This is a genomic window from Devosia oryzisoli, from assembly GCF_014837245.1.
In the GTDB taxonomy this organism is placed as follows: Bacteria; Pseudomonadota; Alphaproteobacteria; order Rhizobiales; family Devosiaceae; genus Devosia; species Devosia oryzisoli.
The window spans coordinates 145,881-168,145 of the sequence record NZ_JACYFU010000004.1; the positions used below are offsets into that span (position 1 = coordinate 145,881).

The following is a 22,265-nucleotide window of genomic DNA, read 5'->3' on the forward strand; positions in this document are numbered from 1 at the left end:
GGCATCCGCCCGCACGGACGCCTGACCTGCGCGCGGACGCGCAGGTCGAGTTCGCTGAAAGCTTAGGGAAGTCAGGCTTCGGCGTCGTCGCCGCCCACGCTGGTGTAGTGGGTATCGCCACCGACGATGCTGACGTCCACCGCGTTCTGCTGCAGGTTCGCGCCAAGCACGATATCCTGCGAGAAGGCATTGGAGGTCAGCTGGGCAGCGGCGCTGGACGCTGCCGAGGCGGCGATGTCGTCGCCGGCATCGATGCGCCACCCGGCACTGTCCTGATCATGACCACCGCGGCCGAACATGTCGTGTTCGGACCCGGCACCGCCTCCGCCGCCGATTCCGTCGCCGGCCGTCGCGGTACCGCCTGTAGCGGTCCAGGTGAGGTTGTACTCACCCGAGTTGTCCATGGTGACGTCGCGCATCACGTCGTTGTCGACGAGATCGGCCACCTGGTTTACCGCAAAGGCGGAGTTGTTGTTGCCCGAGCCGAAGGCATCGTTGAAGATGTCCTCGAAGTTGACGTCGTCACCTGGATCGTAGCTGATCGAAGACCCATCGTCGGCCATGAAGATGTTGTCGAAGCTGACTTCCTTCATGTCGATATCGCCGAAGTCATTGTCGTCCGGCGTCCGCAGGTGATCTACATCGAGATCAAGGTCCACGTCCACGTCCACCTTCACGTCGGTGGTGTTGACGTTCTCGTTGTAGTTCAGGTTGCCGTTGGCATTGAGGTTACCGTTCAGGTTGCCATTCAGATTGCCATTGAGGTTGTCGTTCTCACTGGACGAGTGCTGCCACTGGCCCTGGCCCTGATCCTGGTCCTGCTTTTGGTCCTGATCCTGGTCCTGCTTCTGGTCCTGGTCCTGGTCCTGATCCTGCTTCTGGTCCTGGGCCTGCAGTTCGGCCTGTAGCTGGGCCTGAAGTTCGGCCTGGAGCTGGGCCTGGTCCTGATCCTGGGACGGATCGATGGGGTTTGGCTGGTTATGGTGCCTATAGCGGGTCATGATGACCTCCACTGTCTGCGCGACCTGCAGGACCCCAGTCATTTCCAAAGGGTCATATGCCAGGGTCGCCGATGTTACCGGCCTCAAGAGACAGGGCGACAGCCGTCCGTACGCCGTGAGGCGCCGGAAAGAGTGTGCGCTTTCTCGTCAGGTCGTGGGCGGGTGACCGTCCTTCTCAGCGAAGGATAAACGGCCGGCGGAGCCTTGCGGCGCCGTCACTCCAGGGCCCACCTGGAGCCCGTTGATCGAATGCCGATTGCGCGCTGAAGTTAAGTCGCCAGTTGGAGCTAGCTCACCAAGCACATTGCACATGATCAAAATATTGACTTTAATCAATTCATGGACCCCCGAAACAGCTAGAATAGCAATATTCGATCTAGTTCAAATGCAGGCAGACCTATAGTTATAGGACAGCGGACGTGACCTAATCACGAGCTATAGATCGTCGTTTTTGCAAGGGAACGGCAAATGAAATCCGATGGCGATCAAGACGATAGCATGTCGACCGAAGGCAATGGTCGGCCCAAGATCATCTTCAAGGTGAGGGAAGACCTAGTCACGCGGGCCTTGGTGCGGGCAATCGCGGACTGTCACCTCGATTACGAGGTCCGACTGGTGCAGCGCCTTCCGGAAGGCGAAGAAGGCGTTCACCTGGTGGCCTGTCAGGTCAACCGGGATAGCGACATAAGAACATGCGTGCAGAAGGCCCGCGATGTGTTTCCCGAGGCCATCGTCGTACTCCTCGTGGAGGGGCAATGCCTCAACTTTGCCATTGTGGAGGATCTGGTGGGAGCCGGGGTGCTGCAAGGCGTGATGCCTGTTCACCTGCCGCTTTCGGTGTGGCTGGCCGCCTTCGGCCTCCTGCTCAACGGCGGCGTCTACCTGCCGCCGGACTATTTTCTCCATCGCAAGGCGGCCGCTTCTCCTCCGATCGCCGTCGCCGAGCCGGCGGGCCCGCCCCAGAGAAGCGGCATGGGGGGCGACTTGACCCGGCGAGAGCAGGAAGTCTTGGGGTTCCTCTCCATGGGGTTTCAGAACAAGATCATCGCCTCGCGGATGAATCTGTCGGAATACACGGTCAAGATCCACGTCCACAACATCATCCACAAGCTCAAGGTGCATAACCGCACCCAGGCCGCCGCCATGTGGCTGGGCAAATCGTCTCCCCAGCCGGGTCACCTGGAGCACTAGCCATGCTGGCCGCCCTCAATCAGACGCTTCTGCTGGTTGGGCGCATGAACTATGTCTGGACCAACACCGAGAGCCTCTTCATCTACCTGATCGCCCAGTTGATGGGGACCAGCAAACAGGCTGCCATCGTCGTCTTTCTGACCCTCAACACGACCCGGGCCCGGCTGGACCTCATCACGCGCCTGGCCAAGCTGCCGAGTACGCAACCGGAGGACCGCACCGCGGTGCTGGCGTTTGCCGAGCGGCTGGGCCGGGAGAGCGGGGTTCGCAACAAGCTCAACCACTGCATCTACTCGTTCGACGAAACAGGCGCTGCAAGTACCCAGTTGATGCGCATCGCCGATGTTGGAGATGACGTGCGCTACGGCAAGGTCGAGCTACTCGATGATACTGAACTCCAGCGCCTCAATGCGGCGATCGAACGCATAGCCGCCGTCAACCGCGACATCTGGGCCTATATCCGCAGCCACGGCATCACCCCCTAGTTCCAAATGGCTAGCCTGCTAGCTTGACCGGGCGATACCCGAGGTACCCCGGCCTTGCTAGCCTCTTCGAGCAAGCAGGAAAGGCGGGCCAGGAAAGGCGGGTATCGTGATCGTCGATCTCATTGACACGTTCGAGCAACTGGACCGGGCAGCGGGGGAGTGGGAGGCCGTCTATCGCGCCGATCCTCACGCCCGATACTTCGTCTCTTTCCGCTTCCTGCGCGACTGGCTCCAATCCTTCGACAGCCACTGGTTCGTCCTGGCCGCCAAGCCCGCCCCGAAATCCTCTTACGAGGCCTTTCTGCCGCTACGCCTGCGCACCTACGCCCGCCCCGATGGCCGATGCGTTTCCGAAATCCTCATGGCAGGCAATTACGGCGCCGACTACACGGGCCTGGTGGCCCTGCCCGACCGCGCCAGATCCGCCATCCCGGCCCTGGCACGGTCGCTGAAGCTTATGCACTGGAGCCGGCTCAACCTCGACTACGTGCCAGCCGACGACATGCGCTATCGGCAGTTGCTGGCGCACTTCAAGGAGCCCGGCTTTCGGCTGGACAGCGAAGTGCGGGTCAACCAGCGCGACAACGTCAACAACCTCGTCTGCCCCACGCTCGAGCTTGCCCCCACATGGGAGGGGTATCTCGAGACGTTGAGCGCCAACATGCGGCAAAAACTGCGCAAGCTGCTGCGCCAGGTGGAGGCGGACCCCAGTCTCAGCATTACGCAGCCGACGGCCGCGACAATCAGTGCCGACATCGAGGCGATGAATGCGCTGTGGCTTGCCCGCTGGGCCGAGCGCAAGGGGACGGAACGGGCCCATCGCATCCTGGCGACAAACCGGCAATTGTTGCTGGACGCCTTTGGGCGCGGCGACCTGTTCATGCCCGTTCTGCGCAAGGACGGCATCATGGTGGCGGCCTTGGCAACGCTTGTCGATCCGTTGAAAAAGGCTGCCCTCTTTTACATGACGGGCCGCGACGAGAGCTTCGAGGGTCCCGCCCCCGGGCTGCTGCTCCACGCTCATTCCATCCGCAGCCTGATCGGAGAGGGCTTCCGCACCTACGACTTCCTCCGCGGAGACGAACCGTACAAGCTCCTGTTCGGCCCCAGGATGCAGCACCTGCAATGTCTTCGGATTGCCACCCGCAGCGGCCTCAATCTCGGCGACCGGCTGGAGAGCCGCGCCATCAGGTCCGCCCTGACGCTGGCAACAGTGGCCCATCGCAAGGGCCGCTTTCGCCAGGCCGCGGCCGGCTACACGCAAATCCTGGCGACGAACCCCAACGACGCCGATGCGCTCTACCGCTACGCCCAGTTGCTGGACAAGGTCGGACAGGCCGACCACGCCCGGCTCCTCCTGCGCCGCGCCGCTTACGCCCGAACCCGCACCCGGGCCGACGGATAAGCGCAAAGCATTTGCGCCCAGCCCGCATGATCCACGAAGCCTGGTGAACCGTGTCCCGGCGTCGCTGAAAATTGGCGCTGAACCGGACGGGGCGCTGGATGTTGTTGATGCATGAAGATCGCCACCTTCAACGTCAACGGCATCAACGGCAGGCTCGGCCTGCTTCTCGATTGGCTGGCCGAGGCACAACCCGATGCGGTGTGCCTGCAGGAGCTCAAGGCGCCAGATGAAAAGTTTCCGGCAGCGCTTCTGGAAAAGGCCGGCTACGGCGCGGTATGGCACGGCCAGAAGAGCTGGAACGGCGTGGCGATCCTGGCCCGGGGATCAGAGCCGGTTGTCACGCGCCGTGGCTTGCCCGGCTCTCCCGATGACGACCAAAGCCGGTATATCGAGGCGGCGGTGCGCGGAATGCTCATCGGGTGCCTCTATTTGCCCAATGGCAACCCCGCGCCGGGACCGAAGTTCGACTACAAGCTCCGCTGGCTCGAAAACCTCCTCCTGCACGCACAGGACCTGCTTGCGGCCGGTGTTCCGGCCATTCTCGCGGGTGACTACAATGTCATGCCGACCGAGCTCGACGTCTATGCACCGGAGCGCTGGCGCGACGACGCCCTGTTCAGACCCGAGGTGAGAGCCGCCTACGCCCGCCTCGTGGACCAGGGCTGGACGGATGCCGTTCGCCAACTCCACCCCGAAGAGCGAATCTACACCTTCTGGAAATATTGGAGGAACGCCTTCGAGCGCGATGCCGGCCTCCGGATCGACCACCTCCTCCTCAGCCCGTCCCTCGCCCCTCACCTTACCGCCTGCGGCGTAGACCGCACCGCGCGCGCCCGCGACCACAGCAGCGACCACGCCGCGGTCTGGATCGAGCTCGACGACCCGATATGGCGGTAGCGCAATAGAATTAATTGCCAATCTCGGTTCGCCTGCCGCCGACTGGTGCCGCAGGCTCAGCGGTCGTGCCAATCACGCGCCGAGATGAACGTCACGAAATTGTGCGCTCAAGAACAGTATAGAGTAACAATTGGATTGAACTCACGCAGATCGTAGAATTCATTTATACAACGCAAAGTAATAACATCCCTGTCGTTTCCTATTGTGATGTCTGATCGCCTCCAACAAACAATTCAGAAATTCGCATTTGAGCCGCATATGTGACATGATCTCGCCATCAACCGCGCAAAGACGGCTTTGATATTTATTTGGAGGAGATAGCGAATGTCCATTTCAGAAAAATTCCGGGACTTCAGGGCCAGCAAGGCGACCCTTTTCTGGTCGTGCGCTGCATGTGTGGTCGCCACGATGGTGGTGGGCTTCACCTTCGGGGGGTGGGTCACCGGTGGTTCGGCTGGGGAAAGAGCGGAAACTGCAGCGCAAGAGGCTGTTGCGAAACTGGCAGCCGACATCTGCGTGCAGCGTTACCTTGCAGCGCCGGATGTGCGCGTGAAACTTGCCGCGCTGATGGAAGAAAGCTCTTACAGTCGCGACGGCATCCTGGAAGATGGTGGCTGGGCGACGCTTGGCGGCCGTGAGGAGCCGGTAGACGGAGCTGCCGATCTGTGTGCCGACCAGTTGGCCGAGGTTGATCTGGAAACCCTCCCGGCCGCCCCTGTGGCAGAGGCTACCCCGGTGGCAGACACAACGACTGCTGTGCCGGCGACAACCACGGTGCAGTAACGACCAAGGCGGGCTGTGGTGACTTCCCAGCCCGCCTGCAAGGCACGGTCGCCGGAGGACGGACCGGGAGCGTGACCAGCACGTCCACCAGAACGCCGACCCCTCGCCACGATTGCTGTGGCCTTGGCAGGCCCAAACCAGCGGCAAGGCCTCGGCGTCATCTCACGCCGCTCGTGCTGCTCAGATGTCTGGCCTTATCAAGCTGCAATCGAGTAGGCGACACGAAAGCCGGTGTTGCTGGCCGCGCTGTCGGGGCTCAGCGCCATGCGCGCCGCGATGCGGTACCGGTAGCAGTAGCTGATGTGGCACAGATATGAGCCGCCCTTGAGCAGCTTGTCATTTTGAGCGAGCGCTTGGGCGTTCCGCGCCCTGGCGGCCTGCGCGTTGGAGCGGACCCGGAACGGGTCGCGCGTCCATTCCCAGACATTGCCGGCCATGTTGTAAAAGCCGAGACTGTTGGGCTCGAAGCTACGAGCCGGTGCGGTGCGGAAAAAGCCGTCGGCCTGGCTGTTGAGATCGGGGAAGCTTCCCTGCCAGATGTTACAATAAATTGACTGGTCGTCCGGCTCTGCATCGCCCCAGGGAAAGCGCTGGCGATGGCTGCCGCCCCGGGCAGCGTGCTCCCATTCGGCTTCCGTTGGCAGACGTCCGCCGACCCAGGCGGCAAAGGCGTTGGCGTCGGCCCACGACACCTGCACCACCGGATGGTCCATCCGCTCCTCAACGCTGGAGCCGGGACCCTCGGGCGTGTTCCAGGCCGCGCCCTCGACGCGCTGCCACCATGGCAAGCCAGAACCTTCGCGCCGCGCCTTTTGCAGAGCCTCAGGCGCATTGAGAAACACCGCCGACCAGCCGAACCGCTCCGCCTCCGTGACATAGCCGGTGGCGGCCACAAAGGCGGCAAAGCGGGAATTAGTGACGGTGGCCGCCTCGAGCGCATAAGGCCTGAGCGTGACGGACCGTGCCGGTCCCTCGCCGTCCTGCGGCACCTCGGGCCTATCTGTTCCGACATGCGAACGGCCGCCGGGAATGGCGATTGCGTCCTGCGGCTGCCCGCCACCGGTAAGGGATTCTGGAGTGGATAAAGCCAGCGTCGACGTTAGCCGGCTTGGAGCGCAACAGGAGGAGGTCATCATGCGGGGACTTCAGGTCGAGACAGTGTGGGATGGTACTGGTTTTCCATTGCTGTCGAAACGGTGAAGATGGTTTTCCTTCGGTGATGAGCGCTCAGACATGCACGCCCCGCATTTTCGACAAGTCGGCGAGGGTCCTCCTTGCTACGGGAGTTCCGTGCGGAGCAGCGTCAGCTACAGGCGAGTGCAGCGAGCGCTGCGGCACTATCGTGCTCCGGAAGGTCGCCGATCTCAGCCATCTTGGCGTCCAGCTTGCCCAGCATGGCCTTGAAGACATCAATGTACTCGGGGTCGCCGGCGCGATTATGCAGCTCGAACGGGTCGGCGTCGCAATCGAACAGCTCCCACTCGGGAGGCTCGTCTCCCGAGGTGGCGCCCAGCTGGTTCAGCGGATCATTGTACCAGTAGATCAGCTTGTAGCGCTGGTCGCGTATGCCGTAATGGGCAAAGGCGTTGTGGATGACGTCCTTGTGCATCCAGTAGCGATGATAGGCTACGTCCTGCCAGTCCTCGCCCGCGGAACCCTCGAATACCGGCCGCATGCTGGTGCCCTGCATGTAGGAAGGGATGGTCAGTCCGGCATAGTCGAGGAAGGTCGGCGCGAAGTCGACATTCATGGCGATGTCCTTGCTGACGCCACCCGGCCCGATGCCCTTCGGGTAGCGCACCAGGAACGGCATCTGCAGCGATTCCTCATAGATGAAGCGTTTGTCGAACCAGCCGTGTTCGCCGAGGAAAAATCCCTGGTCGGAGGTGTAGATGACGATGGTGTTGTCAGCCAGGCCCTCGGCATCGAGGTAATCGAGCATGCGCCCGACATTGTCGTCGATGGACTGGACGGTGCGCAGATAGCGCTTGATGTAGCGCTGGTACTTGAACTCGGCCAGTTTCTGCGGATCGGTGAAGATGAAGTTCTCGCCGGTCCGGGCGTCGATCAGCGTCATGGACCCGCCGGGCTCCAGTTCCGGGATGCAGCGGTTCTGGATGTGCGGATTGGGAAACATCGGGCGCCCCACTTCGCTGCCGCCTTCAGGCTGGATCAATCCGAGATCGTCATAGGTCATGTCCGAGCGGATGCGCATCTTTGCGGCAGCGGCGGCAGCGGCGCGGTTCTCATAGGTATCGTTGAAGCTCTCGGGCAGCGGCAGGTCGTCCTGGAACAGGTCCTCGTGCTTGTGGTTGCACACGAAGTTCCGGTGCGGCGCCTTGTGATGACACATCAGGAAGAACGGCCTCTGCCGGTCCCGGCGCTCGAGGAAATCGAGACTCATGTCGGTGATGATGTCGGTGGCATAGCCCTCGACGACCCTTGGGCCGTCCCGGTCGATGAACACCGGGTCGTAGTAGAGCCCCTGCCCCGGCACCACGGCCCATTCGTCAAATCCCGTCGGCTCGTGCGCCTCGCCCTCGCCCAGGTGCCACTTGCCGAAGATGGCCGTCTGGTAGCCGGATTGGCGCAGGTGCTTGGCCACGTTGGGCAGGCGATTGTCGATGTGGGTGTCGAGCGTCGTGACGGTGTTGACGTGGTTGTAGGTGCCCGTGAGGATCGCGGCGCGGCTGGGGGTGCAGATGGAATTGGTGACATAGCACCGGTCGAGCCGCATGCCCTCCTTGGCCAGGCGATCCAGGTTCGGCGTATGGTTGAGACCGCCACCATAGGCGGAAATCGCCCGCGCGGCATGGTCATCGGACATGATGAAAAGAATATTGGGCTGCATGAGACGCCTCGAAAAAACTGATCAGACGGCCGAAACGGCGACACCGGAAAGCGCCTGCCCCTCGGCATCGAAAAAATGCGTGCGGCCGGTCAGCGACAGGCCGACTGCGTGGCCGACCGGAGTATTCGTGCCACCCTCGACACGCACCACCAACTCCTGCCCCCAACCCGTTTCGACATAGACGAACTCGCTGTCCCCCAACCGCTCGACGACGCTCACCCTGCCATCGAACGCCCCTGCGCCCGGCGCCACTAGGGTAATCTGGTCGGCCCGCACGCCCAGGGTGGCCGCGCGTCCGGCCGCTTCCCCGCCAAGGGTCAGCGCACTGCCATCCGGAAAGGCGCGACCGGCGCCATCGCCCTTGCCCGTGGTGATGAGGTTCATCCGCGGCGATCCGATGAAGCCTGCGACGAACATGTTGGCCGGGTTGTCGTAGAGCTCCATCGGCGGGCCGATCTGTTCCACCCGTCCCTTGCGCAGCACCACGATCTTGTTGGCCAGCGTCATCGCCTCCACCTGGTCGTGGGTCACATAGATCATCGTGGAGCCGGCCAGCTGCTGGTGCAGCTTGGCGATTTCGAGCCGGGTCGCGACGCGCAGTTCGGCGTCGAGGTTGGACAGCGGCTCATCGAACAGGAATACCTGCGGGTTGCGCACGATGGCGCGCCCGATGGCGACGCGCTGGCGCTGGCCGCCGGAGAGTTGGCGCGGCTTGCGATCGAGCAGTTCCTCGATCTGCAGGATCTTGGCGGCCTGCATCACTCGCTGCGCCACCTCGGCCTTGGGCATGCCGTTCATGCGCAGGCCGAACCCCATGTTCTGGTCCACCGTCATGTGCGGATAAAGGGCGTAGGTCTGGAAGACCATGGCCACGCCCCGGTTGGACGGATCCACGTCGTTGACGCGACGGTCGCCGATAAACACGTCGCCCGAGGAGATTTCCTCCAGACCGGCAATCATGCGCAGCAGCGTGGACTTGCCGCACCCCGAGGGGCCGACGAACACGACGAACTCGCCCTTGTCGATCTCGATGTCGACCCCGTGGATCACCGGGGTAGCCCCGTAGGTCTTCTTGACGTTCTTGAGGCTGACGCCAGTCATGCCGTGGTCTCCGAGTGAGCTGCGACTAGCCCTTCACCGCGCCGGCCAGGCCGTCGATGAAGTAGCGCTGCAGGAACAGGAACAGGATCACCACCGGAACGATGGTGATGGTGGAAGCGGCCGTCATGCCGCCCCAGTCGACGAAGTTCTCGCCCCTGAAGGCATAGACGCCGACAGAGAGCGTGCGGATCGCGGGGTTGGCCAGCGTGATCACGAGAGGAAGCAAGAAGTCGTTCCAGGCGTAGAGCGTCTGCATGACCACCACGGTCACCACGATCGGCTTGGAGAGCGGCAGCATGACGTACCAGAAGGTCTTGACGAACCCGACGCCATCCATCTTCGCGGCCTCTTCGAGTTCGTTCGGCATCTGGCTGAAATAGCCTGCGAAAAGCAGCACGAAGATCACGAAGGAACCGCCGGACGTGGCCAGCATCACGCCCCACAGCGACTGGCCGATGCCCAGACGCGTCAACAGGTCGAAGACGGGAATGATGGTGTAGCCCTGGGGCACGAACAGGGTGAAGATGATGAGCCCGAAAATGAGGGCCCGACCCGGAAAGCGCCGGCGCCCGAGAACATATCCCATCATGGCCGAGGCGATGGTCACGATGATGACCGAGCCGACGGTGACGAACAGGGTATTGAAGAAGTAGGCGCCGATATTGGCCTGGTCCCACGCCTTCACATAGTTTTCCACCGTCGGCTGGCTGGGGATCAGCCCTTCATTGGCAAAGATCATCGCGTTCGACTTGAACGACGCGGAAACCATCCAGAGAAGGGGGTAGATCCAGACGCAGCAGATGGCGGCCAGCACCACCGAAACGATCCAGCGCCGGAGGCGCGGCGACGTCAGGGGTTGCCGGAGGGCTTGCGACTCATGCGCCATTGGCGGTCTCCCGGTTGCGCAGGTGGCGCACGGCGAGGATCTGGAGGATGGTGAGCCCCATGATTGCCACGCCGAAGAAGACGCCCGCCGCGCTGGCATAGCCCAGCCGGGGAATGGCGCCGGCAGTCGCGAAGGCATTGCGGAAGATGTACACCTCCATGACCTCGGTCGCGAAGAACGGACCCCCCTGCGTCATGGACTGGATCAGCGGGAAGACATTGAGCGCGCTGATGGCCGAGATCAGGGCGATGACGATGGCAAAGGGCATGATCATGGGCAACACCACGAACAGCGTCATCTGCCAGTTCTTCACCCCGTCCAGCCTGGCCGCTTCATAGAGTTCGGCCGGCACGGTCTGCAGCGCCGCGAGCCAGTATACCATCGTCACGCCGACCCACTTCCACACATAGATGCCGGCCAGGGTCCAGAGCACGAGCTTGGGATCGCCCAGGAAATCGAGGGGCCTTGCGAGAAGCTTGAGGTCCAGGAGCCCCATGTTGATCGGCCCGTTGAAGGGGCTGAGCATGATGGTCATGACGATGCCGATCACCGCAACCGGGGTGACCACCGGGAGGAAGATCAGCGTTCGGAACAGGCTCGAGAGCTTGAGCAGCTTGTTGTTCAGGATGATGGCGAAGACCAGCGACACCAGCATCTGCAGCGGCACGGTGCTCACCGTGAACAGGAAGGAGCGTCCGAAGGCATCCCAGAAGAACTTGTCGCCCAGCAGCTCCGCATAGTTCGCCAGGCCGATGAAGGTCTGGTTCGCGTCGAACCCGGACCACTGCAGGAGCGAAAAATACTGTGAAGCGACGATGGGGTAGAGAATGAAGGCTCCGAACACCAGCATGCCCGGCACCAGGAACAAATATTCGATTCGGCTCTTCCAGAGCCGCGCACCCAGGGAGATCGGGTGCCTCGTGGTCGCTCCGGTGTGCGGCACTGGAGAAGCGATGTCGGCCATCGGTTGCAAACCTCTGCGTCATGTCCTTGCCTGCCCGCCGAGAACGGCGGGCAGGCAGTCGTCGGGAGGTGCGCTAGAGCGCTTCGTAGTCAGCGGCCACGTAGTCCTGGGCCGGCTGCCAATTGGAGAAGACGAGATCGTCGCGGCTGACTTCGGCACCGGCGTCCTTTGCTGCCTTGAAGGCCGCATCGAGCGCCTTGTTGGTCTCCGAGACCAGAGTGGTGAGCTGTTCCTTCACCCCGGATGACTGCGAGGTGAAGAGCCCCTGCACGGTCAGCGCCAGGTTCGGCGTGGGCTCCTTGTAGACCTTGGCGACCTCGGCGAGTTGCGGATTGCGCGCGAACGGGTTCGGACCGACCTTGATGATCTGTTCAAACATCGACAATGCCGCCTTGGCGCGCTCAGACATCTGCGAGTTGGCCTGCGCCGCCGGGAAGATCGGCGGATCGGACGGGCCGACGACGTTGCCCCAGGCAATTTGGCCTTCCTCTGTCCCCAGGTAGTGGAAGACGTCGGCGGCCACTTGCGCGTTCTTTGACCTGGCGTTGATGAACATGGTGTTGGACGTGGCCGCGAGGGCGCCCACGATCAGATTGCCCTTGGCACCTTCCGGTGCCGGCGTGGGCGCGATGCCGAAATCGAAATCGGGGTTCTCGCGCTCCCACTGCGGGATGTTCCACGGCCCCTGGAGGATGAGCCCTGCCGCGCCTTGGGGCATCATGGCGCGCGCCTGTGGCGCGTTGAGGCTCATGACGCCCGGGAAGATGGATCCGTCCTGCTGCATGGCCAGCAACAGTTCGACCGCACCGACGAATTCGTCGCTGTCAAAGACGGGCTCCCCGGTGCGGAAGTCGATGCCCAGGCCGATCGAGGTGTCGCCGCACGGCTGTCCCGCCATGTTGGCGAGGCAGCGCGTGATGTCGGCAAACCGGTTCACCTGGTTACCGCCCATGATGAAGCCGAAAGCGCGGCCGGCGTTCATCTCGGTGACCTTGCGGGCCGCTTCCCGGAACGTGTCCCAGGTCAGCGGCGTGGTCTCCGGATCGAAGCCGGCGTCGGTGAGATATTTGCGGTTGTAGAGCACATGTGCCGACGTCACTCGGGCCGATGTGTACGGCAGGCCGTAGGTCTTGCCGTCGAAGACGTTGAGGCCTTCGAGGAAGGCGCCAGCGGGGAACCCGGCCTTCCAGGTCTCGATGTCCGGGATGAGGTCGTCGAGCGGCTGCACCCAGCCTTCGGCGACGGCAAAGGCCGGCGGCAGGTTCAGGGGCAGGCAGAAGGCGTCCTGCGCTGTGTTGTTGCGGATACCGAGCGGCAGCACCTGACCGATTTCGTTCCAGGGCAGGCCGTCATAGACGGTCTCGATACCGCGCGCCTTGCCGTATTCGGGCAGGAAAGCCTTGTAGAACACGGCCTTCTGGTCGCCGCTGTCGATCCAGCGGAACGGGCCATCGGCCGAGAGTTCCGCGATCGGCTCCGGAATCTGGAACTCCTGCGCCAGGGCACGTCCGGCGCCGGTCAGGGCCAGGGCGCCCAGAGCCGTAGAACCAGCCAGGAACTGGCGGCGGCTCATACCTGAAAACGGGTGTTTGTTCATTGTCGTCCTCTCTCCCATTTCGATGCGGCCCCGCTGGGGGACACCGCTCTCGCTATTCAAGTTCTGCTCTGCGAGCAGTCTGCTTCCTGGAAAACAGCACGACCGCGGCTCTCACCGTTACAGTCGCTTCCGGTTGAGCCGCAGTGGCACCCGACCGCCGTTCTCCAATGTCCTCCTCATGCCGCCGGGCGCCCGTTTTCGGTGGGTCGTTCCTCCAGCGATGCCTCCGGGTTAGCAATTGCACCTATACAAAACAAATGCCATTCTTTGCATCAGTGATAATGGAAACTGATCGCTATGCTCGACAGGATGAGCCTGCTTTTTCGCTTCGAAACCATCGCCAGCGCGGGCAGCGTCCGCCGCGCCGCCGAAGTCCTCAACGTGACGCAACCCGCCCTCTCCCGCTCGCTTTCGCAGCTGGAAAGCTTCTATGGGCAGCGGCTGCTGGAGCGGCACGCGCGCGGTGTTCGCCCGACAGCGTTTGGGGAGAGGCTCCTCAAGACCATCTCCCGGCTGGCGCGCGATTGGGAAATCGCGGAGGCCGAACTGGCGGGCGACAGTTCGGGCCTCGAGGGACGCCTGCGCCTTCACGCGGGGCCGCTGTGGTCGTCCGTCGTCCTGCCATCGGTCATCGCCAAGCTGCACCTCACCTTCCCCAACCTCACCATCGAGATGCATCCGAGCAGCGGCGACGCCTTCCAGGCGCTGCTTGAGGGACGGGTGGACGTGTCGTTCGGCGGCCTCTACGCCCCCGAGCGGAACAATCCGCAGGTCGAGGCCCGTGCCTTCAGCAAAATCCAGGACCGGCTCATGGCCCGCGCCACGCACCCTATCCACCAGTGCCGCGCCCATGACTACGACGCGGTCCACAAATATCCCTGGATCATCTACGCCGCCGATCCGATCTACGAGGCCGAAACCCTCCATGCCGTGATGGAGCGGACGGGGGCCCTGCCCCAGGTCAGGGTTCGCAGCGGTTCGCTTCTGGCCATCTTCCGGCTTCTGCAGGAGGGCGATTATCTGTGCATTCTTCCCGACGCCGCAGCAGCCGGCATACCCGGCCGCCCGATTGTGCAAACCCCCATCGAACTGGGCCGCCGCAACTCCGATACCGGCGCGCTCTATCGCAAGGCGATCGCCTTCTATCCGCCGCTCCAGACGCTTCTGGATCTGTGCGAGGCCTATTTCGAGCCCGCCGTTCCAGACTGACATGCGACACCTCCCGTGCCAGGGTCGGCTTGATTTTATGTCCGACATAATCGATTATGTCCAACATAATATTTTGAGGATTGCTCTTGCCACCCGATTTGCCTGCCCACGAGACCGGCTCAGCCGCCATTGCCCGCCAGCTCGGAACCTCCATCATCCGGGGTGTTCACGCGCCCGGCTCCACGTTGCCGGGGGAACTGGATCTGGCGATACAATTCGGCGCCAGCCGCAACCTGGTTCGCGAGGCCATAAAGACGCTGGCGGGCAAGGGGCTGGTCCTGTCGCGCAAGAAGGCCGGCACCCGCGTGCGCCCGCGCGCTGACTGGCAGATGCTCGATCCGGACCTGCTCGGCTGGCGCCTGCAGGCGGGGCCCGAGTTCGACTTCGCCACGAACCTGCTCGCCCTGCGCGAGGCGATCGAGCCCGCCGCGGCCGCCGCGGCGGCTCGCCATCAGGACCGCGCGGCCATCGACGCGGTTCGCGAAGCCTTCGAGCGCATGGTGGCCGCCGGCACGGATCGGGCCCGCTTTGCCGAACCGGACCTGCAGTTCCACAAAGCGATCCTCGCCGCGTCCGGCAACGAGTTCATGATGGCGTTCGGCGGCATGATCGAGGCGGCGCTCGCTGCGTTCATCGGCATTTCGCTGCGTCACAGCGAGGCCCCCGGCCCCTCCATCCCGATGCACGGGACGGTGCTCGACGCCATCGCGGCCGCGGACCCCGAGGCGGCAAGCGCTGCCATGCTCGCGCTTCTGGCGCGCACCCGCACCAATATCGAAAAGGACGCGACCCGGTGAGTTCCGACCGCCCGCATATCATCCTGGTGATGACCGACCAGCAGCGCTTCGACACCATCCGCGCTCTGGGTGCCAGCCACATGCACACCCCCAATCTCGACCGGCTCGTGCGGGAAGGCATCAGCTTCGACAACTGCTTCATCAACGCGCCCAGTTGCGTGCCCAGCCGCGCCGCCCTGTTCTCCGGGTACAGTCCGCACACCTCCGGCGTCCTGCGCAACGGGCAGCAGTGGGGCAAGACCTGGGTCAGCCTCCTGGCCGACGCAGGCTACCACTGCGTCAACGTGGGCAAGATGCACACCATCCCCTACGATGCCCCTGCCGGCTTCCACGAGCGGTTCGTGGTGGAAAACAAGGATCGCTTCTACGAAGGCCGCTGGTATGCCGACGAATGGGACAAGGCGCTGGTGCATCAGGGCGCAACCAAGCCCTCCCGCGCGCAGTATCGCACCATGCCCGACTACACCGAGCGTCTGGGCGCGGTTGACTGGCCGCTGGCCGACAGGCAGCACGCCGACGTCTTCGTGGCCGAAACGGCCCTCTGGTGGCTGGAGACGCGCCCCAGGCCGGAGGCCCTGTTCATGCAGATCGGCCTGCCCGGTCCGCACCCCCCCTACGATCCCCCGGCCCGCTATGCAAAGGCTTATCTCGACAACCCCGACCTTCCGGTCCCGCAGGTGACGGCCGCTGAACTGGATGGCCTGCCAGCGTCCCTCAAGGCCAAGCGGATGCACGACATCGAGGTGGACCACGATGCGGTGTCCTGGAGTCTCGAGCCCACACGGGAGCAGTTGCGGCGCCTGCGCGCCCATTACGACGGCAACGTCACCCTGATCGACGAGCAGATCGGGCGCCTTCTCGAGACGCTGGAAACCACCGGCTACCTCGACAACTGCGTCGTCATCTTCATGTCCGACCATGGCGACAACCTTGGCGAACACGGCCTGTCGCAGAAGTGGTCGATGTATGACAGCGTGACGCGCGTCCCCGCCATCGTCTGGGCGCCCGGCCGCTTTGCCGGAGGCCGGAGGCTTGAGCAGATGTGCCAGCTGTTCGATTTCGGCCCCACCATCCTGGACCTGGCCGGCGTCGCTCCGCCGCCCGACATGGAGGCGCAGAGCCTCCTGCCGGCGCTGGAGGGAGCGGCGTGGCAGGGCCGCGCGGCTGTGTTCTGCGAGCAGGTGGGCGATGTCGCCATGGCCAACACCCGCCTCATCACCATGGTGCGGACACCAACGGACAAGGCGGTCTTGTTTCTGGGCGCCGATGACGGACAATATTTCGACCTCGTCGCCGATCCGGTGGAAGTGCACAACCTCTGGCACGATCCGGCGGCACAACCGCGGCTCGACCAACTGCGCCGAATGCTGCTCGAATGGCGGCTGGACAGTTCCGTCCACACCATGGACCGGGGCGTGGCGGTGCGTTAGCCGCCCCGCTCCAGCTCGGACATTGCCGTCACGAGGAATGCCACTGGCACCCTCGTGACGGGATAGCCGGCCGCCTAGGCGCCGGCGATGCGCGGCATCCGCGTCGGCTCCGATTTCATGATCGCCTGCACCATGGCGCGCAGCAGGTCCGCCTTCAACCCTTCGGCCGCCGGGGCATCCCACAGGTTCTCGATTTCACCGGGATCGACCTCCAGATCGAATAATTCTCCATAGTTTGCCTCGCGATAGACCGAAATCTTGTGAGTTTGATTCACATAGGTCTCGACATGCGGCATGCGCGGGTTGTGGCGGTTTTCGCAAAGCACGAAGTCGCGCGCGGCGGCTCCGCCCTGCCAGTTCTGCCACTGCGAAACCCCCTGCATTTCTCCCGGAATCGGAAGGCCTGCGAAGTCGAGAAATGTCGGCGCCAGGTCGACCAGGCTTTGCAGGTCATCGGAGACTGCCCCCGCTGCGACCTTGCCGGGCATGCGGACGATGAAGGGAATGCGCAGCATGTCCTCGTAGTGGAACGGCCCTTTCGCGATCAGGCCGTGCTGGCCGAGAAAATGCCCATGGTCGGTCGTGAAAACCACCAGGGTGTCCTCCGCCAGTCCCAGGCTGTCGAGCCTGTCGAGAATCCGACCGACTTCGGCATCGAGGAAGCTCATCATGCCGAAGTAAGTGGCCTTGTCCTTCTTGAGTTCATCGACCGGGTAGAGGTGACTCTCACACCCATGCGCGGCAAAAGGGCTGTGCCAATCGCCGAAATCGGGATTTTCTTCCTGTGTCTTGGCGAAGTGCGGGGGGTTGCGCTCATGCTCCCCCGGGGTCACCTGGTCCACCTCCATCTCGGCCGGATCGTACATCGAGGCCCACGGTTCGCTCACGGTATAGGGCGGGTGCGGGTCGTGGAAGCTGGCCCACAGGAAGAAAGGCTTGCCCGAGCCTGCGTGCGCGTCGAGATAGGCAAGGCTGCGCTCGCCGGTCCAGGTGGTGTAGTGAAGCTCGGCCGGTAGTTGCCACGAACGGTCGGATCGGGTGTAGCCGCCCTTGAGCCCCTTGCCCGGTGCCTTCGACGACGTTTCACCCGGGACCGGCTGGAAATATTCTTTCCAGTCGGCGAGCCCCCGCTCCTCCATCCAGATGGCGTAATGCTGGCCCGCGTGGCTTTCGTCGGCGTGATTGCGTGCCAGTTCGCAATGCTCGAAGCCGTACCAGGTGCGGTTAAAGCCACGCCAGAAGTCGAGATCGCGCAGCACTGGCTGGCATTCCAGCGATTCCGATCCCGGGGCGGACGCCAGCGGCTGGAAATGGGCCTTGCCGATCAACGCTGTTGAATAGCCGGCCGCGATCAGGTGATCGCCCAGCGTGGGGACGTCCTCCGGCAGCTTCACCCCGATGGTCCAGGCACCGTGATGCGAAGGATATTGGCCGGTGATGATGCTGGCGCGCGAGGGCGTACACACGGGTGCCGGGCAATAGGCGCGCTCGAACCGCGTCCCCTCGCGACACAACCGGTCCAGGTTCGGCGTCTTGAGCTTGTGGTCCTTCACGCCAAGCGCGTTGAAGTGCTGCTGATCGGTGGTGATCAGCACGATATTCGGTCGATGCATCGGAGTCCTCCCGCACCACCCTATCGCGCGGAGCGATGCGGGAGCATTCAAATGACTGTCGGCAGTGATGCGATTAACTTATCGGTGCGTGGCGCTACGCAGGATCGCGCTGGCCGATGGCGGCTGCCGGATTACATCATCAAGGCCAAGGACCGAAAACTACTGTAGTGGTGGGGCACAAAGTCCGTGTGTGTCTAAACATTGAGACACTGCAACGGCGTGGCTTTGTGTGAGTCGGAAGGGCGCGATGGGTCAGTTGAATGGTCTGGGGTTCGTGGCGATCTGGAATGCGGTCCAGCCGGGGACCGAGGCCGATTTCGATGCCTGGCACAGGCAGGAGCACATGCCGGAGCGCTTGGCGATACCGGGATTTATTCGAGGAGAGCGATGGCGGGCGCGCGAGCCGGGCGGTGGGTATTTCACCTTGTACACCCTGGAAAACCCGAGCGTGGCGCGGTCGGCGCCCTATCTGAGCCGGCTGAACGATCCCACGCCATGGACGCGCCGGATCATGGCCGGGTTTCGGCAGAACTCCCGGTGTGCTGGCGTCTTTGAGCGGAGCCTCGGCAGCCTGCCCGCGGCCCACATGGTCGTCGTCCGGCTGGAGGCGTTTGACGGGCTGGATGCGGACGCGGTGGCGCAGCAGATCATGGGGATTGGCGGCGTGGCAGGATGCCATATCGGTCGGGCCGATGCCGAGGTTTCGTCTCTAGAGACGGCGGAGCGACAGGGACGAACGGTGGGCGAGCCGGCCGGCATGATGCTGATCTCGCTTGTCCGCCGCCCGGACGCTCAGACCATGGACAAGTTGGCCGCCGCGCTTGCCGACGTTGCGCCCGATGCCATGGCAGCGTTCACCAAGGAACTGACGTTCCCCTAATTTTTCTGCCTCAGGAGCGCGGAGCCTGTTTGCCCACAGGGTGGGAATTCCGCGCCGCGCATTTGTCCATTGTGCCAATTTTCTCGCCAGACTGTGCGGTTTGTCTATTTTTTGAGAAAGCCGTCTTGACAGAAACCGCGGGGCAAGCGTCTTCTCTTTCCCAGGAACGTCTGAAAGGGAACGCCATGAACCGTCGTGTCTTGCTTGCCGCCGTCGCCGTGTGCGCCGTTATCGCTGGTGGTCTGCCAGCTGCCGCCCAGCAGTTTACTGCCCGCATCGGCCATCTGGAATCCGACCAGCAGCCCCGCCACAAGGGTCTGCTGATGGTCTCGGAGCTCGTCTCGGAGCGCACCAACGGCGACGTCAAGTTTGAAATCTTCCCGGCCGGCCAGCTCGGCCAGGCCCGTGAAATGAACGAAGGCACCCAGCTGGGCCTGATGGAAGGCACCGTCTCGCCGGCCGCCTTCCTTGCGGGCTTCAATCCCGCTGTCTCCATCCTCGACGTGCCCTTCCTCTACCCCGCCGACCGCGCGAAGGCCGATGCTCTGCGCACCGGCCCGTTCGGTCAGGCCGTGCTCGACAGCTTCGCGCCGCTGGGGCTCAAGGCCATAGCCATCTGGCCGAACGGCCGCAAGTCGATGACGTCCAACAAGGACATCGAGGCGCTTGAGGATTTTGCTGGCCAGACCTTCCGCGTGATGGACAGTCAGGTGCTCATCGAGCAGTTCAACGCTGTAGGCGCCTCCGCCGTGGCGCTCCCGTTCGGCGAACTCTACACTGCCCTGCAGACGGGCGTGGTGGACGGCCAGGAAAACGCGCTCGATACCATTGCGACCATGAAGTACCAGGAAGTGCAGGACTATCTGCTGATCTCCGAGCATGGCGCCAATGAAGACATCGTCATGTTCAACCAAGCCTGGTGGGACAGCCTGCCGGCCGAGTACCAGACGGTGATCGTCGACGCCTTCAACGAAGTGCGCCCGCAGGTGGAAGAGCTCAAGGAAGCCGCCCAGAAGACGGCCCTGGAAGCGATCCGGGCCAGCGACATCACCATTCATGAGCTGAACGACGAGCAGCGCGCGGCCTTCCGCGAGGCCATGTATGGTCCGGCCCGCGATGCCTACCTTGCCAATGCCGGCGATGCCGGACAGAAAATCGTCGACGCCTATGAGGCCGAATACGCCACCGTGGTCGGCCAGTAAGAACCGCTTGGCGCGGCGGCAGCGCCGCGTCATCATGGCAATTCCGGGCGCCGGGTCTTCCTGGCGCCTGTTCGTTTCATGAGAATGGGGAGAGGTCGATGACCAGTCAACCAACGGGGGCGCTGCACCGGGCGCTTGGTCTTCTGGCGTCGGTGGAGCGGGTCGCGCTAGCGCTGCTGATGCTGATCATGGTCGGTCTCACGGTCATGGGCGTCCTGGTCCGCGAACTGATCCCGACAATGGCGCGCAACGTTGCCTGGGTGGATGAGGGCGCCCGCTACATCATGGTGTGGATGGTCTTCCTGTCGCTCGGTCTGGCTCTGGCGGAAGGCCGGCAGATTGCGATGACGAGCTTTCTCGAGCGGATGAGTCCGACAACGCAGCTGTGGGTTGGCCGCCTCATCGACCTGACCGGCCTCGCGCTGTCGCTGTTCATCGCCTGGTTCGGCATCGACATGGCGCAGAGCGTGGCGCGCACCGGCCAGTTCAGCCCGACCCTGCGCATCCCCGCCGCCATCCTCTACTATGCGCTCCCCGTCGGCTTCCTGCTGCTTGCGCTGCGCTATGCCCTCAGCCTCTTCGGACTGAACGACCGCCGATCCAACATGGGAGCAGCGCACTGATGCTGATCATTGCCATCCTCATCGGCGCCATGGCGCTGCTGTTTCTCGGCTTCGAGATGCTGATCGTCCTTGGCCTGCCGGGGATCCTCACCAAGGAATTCTTCTTTTCCACGATGCCGGACCTGATCTACGGGCAGCGCATCGTGGGGGGCATCAACCATTCGACGCTCCTGGCGATCCCGTTCTTCATCTTTGCCGCCGAAATCATGTCAAAGGGGTCCATCGCCCGCTATCTGACGCAGATGGTCGGCGCTTTTCTCGGCCATCGCCGGGGCGGTACGGGTCTTACCACCGTCGCTACGGCGGCGGCCTTCGGATCGGTCTCGGGCTCCGCTCCGGCCACGGTGGCGGCACTGGGCGGCATCGTCTATCCGGAACTGAAGCGCCAGGGCTACTCCGAAAAGTTTTCCCTCGGCTTGATCGTATCCTCGGCAGAGGTGGCGCTGCTGATCCCGCCGTCAATCACGCTCATCATCTATGCGTGGCTGACCGGCACGTCGGTCGCCGCGCTCTTTGCCGCCGGTCTGGTGGTGGGGTTGTTTCTCTCAGCCGTCTTTGCCGGCTACGTGCTGTTCTACGCCTATCGTAACGACATCAAGGGCGATCCGCGCCTCCCTTGGAGCGAGCGGCTGCAGGTCATGCGGCGGGGTATTTGGGCCCTGGGCCTGCCGGTGGTCATGCTTGGCGGTATCTATTCTGGCCTCTTCACCCCTACAGAAGCGGCCGCGGTCAGTGTCGTCTATGCTCTCCTGGTGGAAATGTTCGTCTACCGGCACATGACACTTACCGATGTGTTCAGGGTTGCCACGGGCGCGGCCATCACCACGGGTACGATCTTCGCGCTTTTGGCGATGGGATCGATCGTCGCGCATTTCATCACGCTGGCGCAACTGCCGGCCATGGTGATCGATTTTCTGGGCGCAGTCGACGCCAACTGGGTGGCGTTCCTGCTGATCGTCAACCTGCTGTTCCTCGTGGCCGGCATGTTCATCGACCCCAATTCCACCATGTTGATCCTGGTACCCGCGCTTTATCCGGTGGCGGTCAGCTTCGGCATCGATCCCATCCACTTTGGCATCATCGTCTGCCTCAACACCTGTATCGGCATGATCACGCCGCCGTTCGGGCTGGACATCTTCGTTGCCTCCTCGACGCTGGGCGAGCCGATCACCAAGATCATTTCCGGCATCATGCCCTTCATCACCATCAACCTCCTGGCGCTCTTGGTCATTACCTACCTGCCCGACATCTCGATGGTTCTGCCCCGGCTCCTGGCGCCCTGACGCTACTGGCTCCGCCAACAAAAAGGGCCGCCCCTCGGGGCGGCCCTTTTTGTTGTCCAGCGGGATC

General features: G+C 63.2%; 20 protein-coding genes. 12 read left to right on the forward strand and 8 right to left on the reverse strand.

The window, feature by feature from the left end:
* Window positions 1-71: 71 nt before the first annotated feature.
* Window positions 72-1,001, reverse strand: a complete 930-nt coding sequence (locus IC608_RS15155; protein WP_191777244.1) for a hypothetical protein — start codon at window positions 999-1,001, stop codon at window positions 72-74.
* Between the two features lie 468 nt (window positions 1,002-1,469).
* On the opposite strand from IC608_RS15155, the gene IC608_RS15160 reads away from it, so the two are divergent.
* From IC608_RS15160 to IC608_RS15180, 5 genes are all read left to right on the forward strand, one after another.
* Window positions 1,470-2,192: a helix-turn-helix transcriptional regulator gene (locus IC608_RS15160; RefSeq protein WP_191777246.1), complete on the forward strand. Its 723-nt coding sequence runs from the start codon at window positions 1,470-1,472 to the stop codon at window positions 2,190-2,192.
* A gap of 5 nt (window positions 2,193-2,197) precedes the next feature.
* The gene (locus tag IC608_RS15165; protein WP_191777661.1) at window positions 2,198-2,677 is read left to right on the forward strand and encodes a hypothetical protein; all 480 of its coding nucleotides are present in this window, start codon (window positions 2,198-2,200) and stop codon (window positions 2,675-2,677) included.
* 106 nt (window positions 2,678-2,783) lie between these two features.
* Window positions 2,784-4,082 (forward strand): GNAT family N-acetyltransferase, encoded by a 1,299-nt coding sequence (locus IC608_RS18515; protein WP_191777248.1) that lies wholly within the window; start codon window positions 2,784-2,786, stop codon window positions 4,080-4,082.
* Between the two features lie 111 nt (window positions 4,083-4,193).
* Window positions 4,194-4,979 (forward strand): exodeoxyribonuclease III, encoded by a 786-nt coding sequence (gene xth / locus IC608_RS15175; RefSeq protein WP_191777250.1) that lies wholly within the window; start codon window positions 4,194-4,196, stop codon window positions 4,977-4,979.
* Window positions 4,980-5,303: 324 nt separating this feature from the next.
* Complete coding sequence (locus tag IC608_RS15180; RefSeq protein WP_191777252.1) at window positions 5,304-5,762, forward strand: hypothetical protein; 459 nt, start codon at window positions 5,304-5,306, stop codon at window positions 5,760-5,762.
* Between the two features lie 197 nt (window positions 5,763-5,959).
* Here the strand turns inward: IC608_RS15180 and IC608_RS15185 are convergent, their stop codons facing one another.
* The 6 genes from IC608_RS15185 to IC608_RS15210 all read right to left on the reverse strand — a co-directional run bounded on the left by IC608_RS15185 (window position 5,960) and on the right by IC608_RS15210 (window position 13,161).
* Window positions 5,960-6,898, reverse strand: coding sequence for a formylglycine-generating enzyme family protein (locus tag IC608_RS15185; RefSeq protein WP_248306430.1), 939 nt, complete (start codon window positions 6,896-6,898; stop codon window positions 5,960-5,962).
* A 167-nt stretch (window positions 6,899-7,065) separates the two neighbouring features.
* On the reverse strand, window positions 7,066-8,613 hold the full coding sequence (locus IC608_RS15190; RefSeq protein WP_191777254.1) for a sulfatase family protein: 1,548 nt from the start codon (window positions 8,611-8,613) through the stop codon (window positions 7,066-7,068).
* A 21-nt stretch (window positions 8,614-8,634) separates the two neighbouring features.
* A complete protein-coding gene (locus tag IC608_RS15195; RefSeq protein ID WP_191777256.1) occupies window positions 8,635-9,714 on the reverse strand; it encodes an ABC transporter ATP-binding protein in 1,080 nt (359 codons plus the stop codon).
* A gap of 25 nt (window positions 9,715-9,739) precedes the next feature.
* Window positions 9,740-10,600 carry a carbohydrate ABC transporter permease gene (locus IC608_RS15200; protein WP_191777258.1) on the reverse strand — a complete coding sequence of 287 codons (861 nt, stop codon included), beginning with the start codon at window positions 10,598-10,600 and terminating at the stop codon, window positions 9,740-9,742.
* Window positions 10,590-11,564 (reverse strand): carbohydrate ABC transporter permease, encoded by a 975-nt coding sequence (locus tag IC608_RS15205; RefSeq protein WP_191777260.1) that lies wholly within the window; start codon window positions 11,562-11,564, stop codon window positions 10,590-10,592. Before IC608_RS15205 ends, IC608_RS15200 begins: the two co-directional genes overlap by 11 nt.
* Window positions 11,565-11,637: 73 nt before the next feature.
* Window positions 11,638-13,161 carry an ABC transporter substrate-binding protein gene (locus IC608_RS15210; protein ID WP_191777269.1) on the reverse strand — a complete coding sequence of 508 codons (1,524 nt, stop codon included), beginning with the start codon at window positions 13,159-13,161 and terminating at the stop codon, window positions 11,638-11,640.
* 297 nt (window positions 13,162-13,458) lie between these two features.
* Here IC608_RS15210 and IC608_RS15215 point away from each other — a divergent pair, with 297 nt between their 5' ends.
* The 3 genes from IC608_RS15215 (at window position 13,459) to IC608_RS15225 (ending at window position 16,597) form a co-directional block, all read left to right on the forward strand.
* The gene (locus IC608_RS15215) at window positions 13,459-14,370 is read left to right on the forward strand and encodes a LysR family transcriptional regulator (RefSeq protein WP_191777271.1); all 912 of its coding nucleotides are present in this window, start codon (window positions 13,459-13,461) and stop codon (window positions 14,368-14,370) included.
* 86 nt (window positions 14,371-14,456) lie between these two features.
* Entirely contained in the window at window positions 14,457-15,167 is a 711-nt protein-coding gene (locus tag IC608_RS15220; RefSeq protein WP_191777273.1) for a FadR/GntR family transcriptional regulator, read from the forward strand.
* Entirely contained in the window at window positions 15,164-16,597 is a 1,434-nt protein-coding gene (locus IC608_RS15225; protein ID WP_191777275.1) for a sulfatase-like hydrolase/transferase, read from the forward strand. Before IC608_RS15220 ends, IC608_RS15225 begins: the two co-directional genes overlap by 4 nt.
* Window positions 16,598-16,671: 74 nt before the next feature.
* Here IC608_RS15225 and IC608_RS15230 read toward each other — a convergent pair whose 3' ends face one another.
* A complete protein-coding gene (locus tag IC608_RS15230) occupies window positions 16,672-18,210 on the reverse strand; it encodes a sulfatase family protein (RefSeq protein ID WP_191777277.1) in 1,539 nt (512 codons plus the stop codon).
* Window positions 18,211-18,457: 247 nt separating this feature from the next.
* Between IC608_RS15230 and IC608_RS15235 the strand changes: the two genes are divergently transcribed.
* The 4 genes from IC608_RS15235 (at window position 18,458) to IC608_RS15250 (ending at window position 22,198) form a co-directional block, all read left to right on the forward strand.
* A complete protein-coding gene (locus IC608_RS15235; RefSeq protein WP_191777279.1) occupies window positions 18,458-19,090 on the forward strand; it encodes a DUF4286 family protein in 633 nt (210 codons plus the stop codon).
* Window positions 19,091-19,275: 185 nt separating this feature from the next.
* Window positions 19,276-20,292: a TRAP transporter substrate-binding protein gene (locus tag IC608_RS15240; protein WP_191777281.1), complete on the forward strand. Its 1,017-nt coding sequence runs from the start codon at window positions 19,276-19,278 to the stop codon at window positions 20,290-20,292.
* A gap of 98 nt (window positions 20,293-20,390) precedes the next feature.
* The gene (locus IC608_RS15245; protein WP_191777283.1) at window positions 20,391-20,915 is read left to right on the forward strand and encodes a TRAP transporter small permease; all 525 of its coding nucleotides are present in this window, start codon (window positions 20,391-20,393) and stop codon (window positions 20,913-20,915) included.
* Window positions 20,915-22,198, forward strand: a complete 1,284-nt coding sequence (locus IC608_RS15250; RefSeq protein ID WP_191777285.1) for a TRAP transporter large permease — start codon at window positions 20,915-20,917, stop codon at window positions 22,196-22,198. Before IC608_RS15245 ends, IC608_RS15250 begins: the two co-directional genes overlap by 1 nt.
* The last annotated feature ends 67 nt before the right edge of the window (window positions 22,199-22,265 follow it).